Source organism: Vibrio sp. 10N.222.51.C5 (assembly GCF_041474575.1).
GTDB lineage: Bacteria > Pseudomonadota > Gammaproteobacteria > Enterobacterales > Vibrionaceae > Vibrio > Vibrio crassostreae_C.
Window position 1 is genome coordinate 1 of the sequence record NZ_JBFRUJ010000090.1, and the last position, 638, is coordinate 638.

5 tRNA genes are annotated in these 638 nt (G+C 47.6%); all 5 read right to left on the reverse strand.

From position 1 onward, the window contains the following. Nucleotides 1–93: 93 nt before the first annotated feature. A tRNA-Val gene (locus tag AB4558_RS21535) sits at nucleotides 94–169 on the reverse strand. 31 nt (nucleotides 170–200) lie between these two features. Then, nucleotides 201–276 (reverse strand) — tRNA-Ala (locus AB4558_RS21540). 25 nt (nucleotides 277–301) lie between these two features. Next, nucleotides 302–377: transfer RNA gene (locus tag AB4558_RS21545), tRNA-Val, on the reverse strand. A 25-nt stretch (nucleotides 378–402) separates the two neighbouring features. Continuing rightward, nucleotides 403–478, reverse strand: a tRNA-Lys gene (locus AB4558_RS21550). A 20-nt stretch (nucleotides 479–498) separates the two neighbouring features. After that, nucleotides 499–574 (reverse strand) — tRNA-Glu (locus AB4558_RS21555). Nucleotides 575–638: the final 64 nt, after the last annotated feature.

The window sequence follows — 638 nt, forward strand, 5'->3', positions numbered from 1 at the left end:
TGTTAAAGAGCAAGAGTTTTTAAAGCATTAAACTTTCAAAACCATTTTTAAATACACTCAGTTTTCTATTACTAAGAAAAGTGTGCTTAAAGATGGTGGGCGATACCGGGCTCGAACCAGTGACCCCCTGCTTGTAAGGCAGGTGCTCTCCCAACTGAGCTAATCGCCCATGATAGTTTTGATTCCTTCATGGAGAAAGATGGTGGAGCTATGCGGGATCGAACCGCAGACCTCCTGCGTGCAAGGCAGGCGCTCTCCCAGCTGAGCTATAGCCCCATATTTTTATTTCCTTGGGAGGAAATGGTGGGCGATACCGGGCTCGAACCAGTGACCCCCTGCTTGTAAGGCAGGTGCTCTCCCAACTGAGCTAATCGCCCCAAATTTTATTTCCTTGGGAGGAAATGGTGGGTCGTGCAGGATTCGAACCTGCGACCAATTGATTAAAAGTCAACTGCTCTACCAACTGAGCTAACGACCCTTTTTACTTCTTGAAGGAAGTGGTATCCCGTAGGGGAGTCGAACCCCTGTTACCGCCGTGAAAGGGCGGTGTCCTAGGCCTCTAGACGAACGGGACACTGCAATTCATCTCTACTTTAAAAGTAGAAACAAACTTCGAATAACTTGGGAGTTCTTCATCT